The sequence below is a fragment of the Prevotella sp. AM34-19LB genome (assembly GCF_003468525.1).
Classification (GTDB): Bacteria; Bacteroidota; Bacteroidia; order Bacteroidales; family Bacteroidaceae; genus Prevotella.
Genome location: NZ_QSIG01000084.1, coordinates 1 through 6,800, shown reverse-complemented (window position 1 = coordinate 6,800; position 6,800 = coordinate 1). Strand labels below are relative to the sequence as shown.

Here is a 6,800-nt window from a genome sequence, read left to right as displayed (position 1 = left end):
TGTTCCCACAGGAAGAACGACTCTTCATGGTCAAGAACATCAAGGCAGTGAAGGATGCGTATATCAATGAAGGAAGTGGAGTTATCGACTTTCTCCCAACACTTGATAAGGTAAAACCTGATGTGTTTGTTGTAAATGCAGAAGGCGGTTCTGCAGAGAAGCGCAGGATATGTGCAGAGAGAGGCATCGAGTATGTCGAACTTCAGCGCACACCTCATGAAGGTTTAAAGGCACGTTCCTCATCCGGCTTGAAGAAGGCTTTATCGACTACTTCTGATAATACGGCACAAGATGCAGGTATTCCTACCCGACTGGATTTGGCAGGTACATGGATAGACCAGCCTTATGTGAGTCTATATCATCCGGGATGGGCGATTACCATTTCATTGGAGCCGACTTTTGATGTACGTGACAGATGCGGTCTCTCTACATCTACCCGTAATATGATCAAGAAGATATGGCCGGTGAAACTCCCTAAAATGGATCCGGAGATGCTCGCCCGATTGGTATTCTGCTTTGAGAATAACCCAGAGCGACACGATGGCATCATTTCCGGAGCCCAGGATTCCATAGGCATTTGTGTTCCAGGCTTGGTGCGTCATTATTACAATAATAACTTCTGGCCTGAGAAGATAGAAAGTACTCAGGACGAGATGACCCTCCGCTTCCTCGAAGACCATTTGGTGATGATACCGATGGAACCAAGACGTCCTGGATGTAGTGTCGTAGAAGGCAAGGATATTACTCCTGCAAAGGTAAAGGCTTTGGCTGATGCTGCAGATGCATGTTGGAGTGCAATTCTGGCACACAATCTCGATGCCTTTGTAGCAGCATACAAGGCATCTTTCGAAGCCCAGATAGCCATGTTCCCTGGTATGGTAAATCCATCAGTCAATGGTGTGATAGAGCCGGAGGCGAGTGTGCAGCCGATGATTGATCATTACAGTGCTCTGGATGATGTGCTGGCATGGAAGATGCCGGGCGCAGGTGGCGGTGGCTATCTTGCCCTGGTTGTAAAGGATAGTAAGGAATTTGCAGAGAATCATGATGAAGCCATCCATCTTCAGATACGAAGGGCATAACTATCTGGTTCCCTTCCTCATTATCAGCAGCCTCTTCTTCATGTGGGGCTTTGCCCATGGCATCCTGGAGGTGTTGAATCCTCATTTTCAGGAATCCTTCCATATCAGCAAGACGATGTCGGCACTGACGCAGGCTGCCGTTTATGGCGCCTATTTCCTGATGGCATTGCCAGCCGGAAAGATTATCCAGAAGTGGGGATATCGTAGGGGAGTGATTACCGGACTGGTTCTGTTCGGTATCGGTTCCCTGATGTTCATCCCGGGAAGTGAAATCAACAGCTTCTACTTCTTCGTACTGTCTTTATTCGTGATAGGGTGCGGCTTAACCTGTCTGGAGACGAGTGCCAATCCTTATACCACGGTATTGGGACATCCCGATAAGGCGGAGAGTAGAATCAACCTGTCGCAGTCGCTCAATGGCATAGGTTGGATAGTGGGACCACTGGTTGGCGGACAACTGCTGTTTTCTGGTGTCAACATAGCCATTCCATACGCCCTGGTGGGTATCTTTGTGCTTTCTGTGGCATTGATCCTGTCAAGAATAACATTGCCTGACCCGAGAAGAGCGCATGAGGTAGATACGAACGAGAAGATAGAGGAGAAGCCGATGAAGGCGATGGCATTCGCTTTCGGCATGCTTACCCTCTTCCTGTATGTGGCAGCTCAGACGGGTGTGAACAGTTTCTTTATCAACTATGCGGAAGAGAGCATTCATATAGAGAAGCAGACCGCCAGTCTTTATCTCGCTTTTGGTGGAATGGGATTATTCTTTGTCGGAAGACTGGCTGGTGGTGTAGCAATGAATTATATCCAGCCGAAGCTGGTGCTTCTGGGCTGTGCCATCCTTACATTTATCGCCACATTGATAGTGGTGGTATGTAATGGAACCATATCCCTCATAGCGTTCTTCGCCCTGTATTTGGGAGAGAGCATCATGTTTCCCACCATCTTCTCATTGGCATTGAGAGATGCGGGAACTCAGACCAAACTTGCTTCCTCCTTGCTCATTATGATGATAGTTGGAGGTGCGATAGCTCCGGTATTGATGGGATACATAGCTGATACCACAGGCAGCATGGCTGTTGCCTTTCTTATCCCACTGTTATGTTATGCCGTTATTGGCGGTTATGCCGCAACACGGAGGAAATGATTTGAAATAAGAACTTAGAATAAAACGTCAAAATGGGTATGGAATTTATCATCCTGGAATAATCTGAGCTTGTAGTAGAAGACTATAGGTTTTGAAGGCGAGGTTGAGTTTGATGCCAGCAATCCAGATGGAACTATGCGCATGCTCATCTATAAAAATTCTATTAATTGTACATTCTAGATCGGTTTTAATAAGAATTGTCAAATAGACTGCGTTTATTCTAGTGATAATATTTAATAATTTAGAATAGATGATAAAAGTAAATAGTAATGTCACAAATTGATAAACAAAATAAAAGACTTCTGAAGAATACTTTGCTCTTATATTTACGTATGTTTCTTACGATGAGCATAGGTTTATATACTAGTAGAGTTGTATTGCAGGTATTAGGTATAGAAGATTTTGGAATATATAATGTTGTTGGCGGTGTTGTTACAATGATGTCATTTTTAAGCACATCTTTGACTTCTGCTTCTCAACGTTTTATCTCCTTTGAATTAGGGAAAGGAAATCTAGATAGTTTAAAACAGATATTTGGAACAACTTTAGCTGTTCATGTTTGCTTAGCATTAATAGTTGTTGCTATAGCTGAGACAATTGGCTTGTGGTTCTTAAACTTCAAAATGAATATACCAGATGCAAGAATGTTTGCTGCTAATTGGGTATTTCAAGGATCTATTTTTGTATTTGTAGTCAATGTTATAAGTGTTCCATATAATGCAGTTATTATAGCACATGAAAAGATGAGTGCATTTGCATATATTAGTATTCTTGAGGTAGTTCTAAAGTTACTGATAGTATTCTCTTTATTGTTTCTACCTTGGGATAAATTAATTGTATATGCAATCTTGCAGTGTCTAGTTAGCATATCTATTAGATTTAGTTATACATTGTATTGTAAACGGCATTTCAATGAGATTAATACAGGAATGACCTTTGAAAAAAAGCAATTTATGCATATATTTTCTTTCGCAGGTTGGGCTGTTTTAGGTAATATGGGATTTACGATGAAGGATCAATTATCTAATATAGTATTAAATCTTTTCTTTGGTCCCGCAGTAAATGCAGCTAGAGCTATAGGTATGCAGGTTAGCAGTTTGCTTTCAACATTTGTTAATAACTTTGGAATGGCATTGAATCCTCAGATAACTAAACAATATGCAGCAGGTAATATTGCTAGAAGCTCAAATCTGGTGTATGTAGGTGCACGGTGTTCGTTTTGTTTGATGATGTTGATAAGTTTGCCGGTCGTATTAAATATTGATTATGTATTGAAAATATGGCTTGGAAATGTTCCTTTATATGCCTCAGAATTTATGATTCTTTCTGTCATTGTATCATTGATATATTCGGTAAGTGGTACGGCTTCTGTGGCTATTCAGGCCACTGGTAATATGAAAGCGTTTCAAATCGGTATATGTGTTATTTTATTAATGGAATTACCCATCGCATATTTATTGCTAAAAATGGGATGTAAACCTTATGTAGCTGTCATGCCTTCATTGGTTACATACTCTATAACTGTTTTTTACCGTTTCTATTTACTAAAGAAGTACGTGGAAACATATGAATGGCATATTTATATAAATGACGTTTTATTACGATGTATGGTGCTTTGTGCATTTTGTTCAGCGTTCTCATATTATGTTAAGTCGTTTTTTGAAGATAACATAGTGGGTTTACTTTCGTCTTCCATTCTTATGAGTTTAGGAAATATTGCAATTACCTTTATTCTTGGTGTTAAAAAATCCGAGAAGTTACTATTGATTAATTATGTAAAGGCTAAATTATGGAACAAAAAATAAAGTATTCTATTATAATTCCTCATAAAAATTCTCCTGATTTATTGAAACGTTGTTTGAAATCTATACCTGAACGTGCGGACATTCAGGTTGTGGTTGTGGATGACAATAGTTCGTCAACAATTGTTGATTGGAATTTAGAAAAGGCTAATTTTAAAAGCAATGTTGAATTAGTTTTAACTAAAGAGGGACTGGGTGCTGGCTTTGCAAGAAATATTGGGTTGAACTATATTAGAGGAAAATGGGTTCTTTTTGCTGATGCAGATGATTACTATCAGCCCCAAGCCTTTGATGTGTTAGACAAGCAACTAACAGAAAAATATGATATTTTATACTTTAATATTGCTTCTAATGTCATAGGAAAGACTTGCCGAGCTGATGGTATCAATCGATGTTATGAAAAAGCTTTGGTAGATGACAAGTTTGTTAGATTTGGTTGTTGGATGCCATGGAATAAAGTCATTTCGTATGAATTGATCAAGGAGCATGGTCTTCTTTTTGATGAGATTCCTGTTGGTAATGATGCAATGTTTAATTTGAAGGCATCATTGTATGCAAAAAAATATAAGATAATATTAGATAAGTTGTATGTTCTTACAGAGAATCAAAATAGTATAACATATAAGCCAATGACTTTTGAAAGAAAAATGTTATACTTGAAAATAAATTGTAAAATAAATCGTTTTATGATGTCGTGTGGTTGTTTTGACCTTTGTCTGCATTTGTTGGGGTGCAGACCTCTTAAAGAAATAATCCATGCATATGGCTGGAAAGAAACGATTATATATTTGTTCTATATCCATTCTAACTTTGGACTTTTGAATGCTGTTAGAAGATGGATGCTTCAAATTAAAATAAGATAACATATGAAAAAGAAAATTTTGATAATTTATCCAGAAATGATAATAGGAGGTACAACTACTAGTCTTTTATCATTATTGGGAGCTTTAGATCGTAATAAGTATGAGGTTGATTTGCAAATGCAATATGCTCCTGGTATTTTTGCCAATTTAATACCCAGTTATGTGCATATACTTCCTTTGGCAATGCCGCTTCCTCATGGTTTCTATAAATGGATTAAAGCTTTTTCTCTCAAATCTCTGTACTATTATCTTAAGAGTAAATGGCGTGGAGGTGCTTCTGCTAGTCAATATATGGAAAATGATATAGTTAAGTTTTGCAGAAAAAATCCAAAAGAATATGATGTTGCAATATCCTTTATGGAGAGATGGTCTTTGTATTATTTAGTGAAAAAGACTTGTGCAAAAAAGAAAATAGCATGGATTCATGTTGATTATGGTGCTGCAAAAATGTTTATAGATATAGATATGCCATTTTTTAAAAAAGTAGATAAGATTGTTCTTGTTTCAGAAAAATGCTTGCAGAATTTCAAAAGTATAGCTCCTGAGATTGCAAATAAGTCTTTAATGATAGAAAACTTGTTAAGTTCTGAAGTTGTAAAACAAAGAGCTGGACTTTCTGTTCCACGTAATGTTGCCAAACTTTTTGATGAAGTGGAAGGTAAAGTTAAAATGGTGTCAGTTTGTAGGATTTCTTTTCCGCATAAAGGCTTAGATAGAGGCATTAAAGCATTGGCAAGGTTGAAAAAGCAAGGGGAAATAGAAAATCTAATTTGGTTTATAATAGGTGATGGTCCTGATTTAAATAATCTTAAAGCCATGGTAGATAAATTTGACCTAAACAATTATGTTCGTGTTTTAGGTGCATATAATAATCCTTTGAATATTGAGGCTAAATGCGATATATTCTTTCTTCCTTCTAGGTATGAGGGTAAGCCTATGGCTGTTACTGAGGCCCAAATGTTAGGTTTAGTTCCCATTGTAACTAATTATGCTTCTGCCTCAGAACAAGTGCGTAATTTATATGATGGACTGATTATGGAAAATAGTGATGACGGAATATACGATGGCCTTGATTATATGCTGCATCACTTAGAAGATGTATTAGGTCAATATAAGGATAATGTTGCAAATACTGATTATTCTAATCTTCGTGAACTGTTTACTATAGAAAAAGAATTGCTATGATAGTAGAAACTTTTAAACTTCAAGCTATCAAGATAATAGCTTTTTTATATTTCTTTTCCTGCCGTTTTCTTAATAAGGTTTTAAAACTTTATTATTTATCGCAGATGGGGGCTTGTGGGAAACAATTAAAAATTGATACATTATGTTCTAAATATGCAGGACTTGAAAATTTCAAGATTGGTGATAATGTAAATATATCGCATGGGTCAACTTTTTATAGTACAGAAGCACGTCTTGTTATAGGAGATAATGTCATTTTTGGTCCAAATACAACTATAATAACTGGTGATCACCGAATTGATTATATCGGTAAGCCTATTGCTGCTGTAAATGAGAAATTGCCAGAGAATGATAAAGATGTTATTATAGAAGACGATGTGTGGTGTGGTGCGAATGTTACGATTCTTAAAGGTGTAACTATTGGACGAGGAAGTGTTGTTGCAGCCGGTGCGGTTTTAACCAAGTCTTGTCCTCCTTATTCAATTGTAATGGGTGTTCCTGCAAAAGTTAAAGCAGCTCGTTTTACGATTGAAGAGATATTGAAACACGAACAATATATTTATCCACCAGAAAAAAGACTGAAAATAAATGATTTGAGACAGATGATATGGGGGAGGCCGTCCGAAAACTTAATTAGGGAAGCAAACAACTGAATTGGGCATTTTTCTTTTGCTCTTTATAGTTAATTAACCTCGTATCTTCTTGATTCTCAATTATT

Annotated in this window: 6 protein-coding genes; all 6 read left to right on the top strand. The window is 37.4% G+C overall.

What is annotated here, in order from left to right:
• The coding region (locus DW830_RS15990) for a cytidyltransferase (protein WP_158573522.1) at positions 1-1,082 on the top strand (1,082 nt) is incomplete at its 5' end.
• Positions 1,033-2,232, top strand: a complete 1,200-nt coding sequence (locus DW830_RS14960; RefSeq protein WP_119250442.1) for a sugar MFS transporter — start codon at positions 1,033-1,035, stop codon at positions 2,230-2,232. The genes DW830_RS15990 and DW830_RS14960, both read left to right, overlap by 50 nt.
• Positions 2,233-2,501: 269 nt before the next feature.
• Complete coding sequence (locus tag DW830_RS14950) at positions 2,502-4,037, top strand: lipopolysaccharide biosynthesis protein (RefSeq protein WP_119250441.1); 1,536 nt, start codon at positions 2,502-2,504, stop codon at positions 4,035-4,037.
• Positions 4,022-4,897: a glycosyltransferase family 2 protein gene (locus DW830_RS14945; protein ID WP_119250440.1), complete on the top strand. Its 876-nt coding sequence runs from the start codon at positions 4,022-4,024 to the stop codon at positions 4,895-4,897. The genes DW830_RS14950 and DW830_RS14945 overlap by 16 nt, the downstream gene beginning before the upstream one ends.
• A gap of 3 nt (positions 4,898-4,900) precedes the next feature.
• The gene (locus DW830_RS14940; RefSeq protein WP_119250439.1) at positions 4,901-6,082 is read left to right on the top strand and encodes a glycosyltransferase; all 1,182 of its coding nucleotides are present in this window, start codon (positions 4,901-4,903) and stop codon (positions 6,080-6,082) included.
• Positions 6,079-6,735, top strand: coding sequence for an acyltransferase (locus DW830_RS14935; protein WP_233544578.1), 657 nt, complete (start codon positions 6,079-6,081; stop codon positions 6,733-6,735). The genes DW830_RS14940 and DW830_RS14935 overlap by 4 nt, the downstream gene beginning before the upstream one ends.
• The last annotated feature ends 65 nt before the right edge of the window (positions 6,736-6,800 follow it).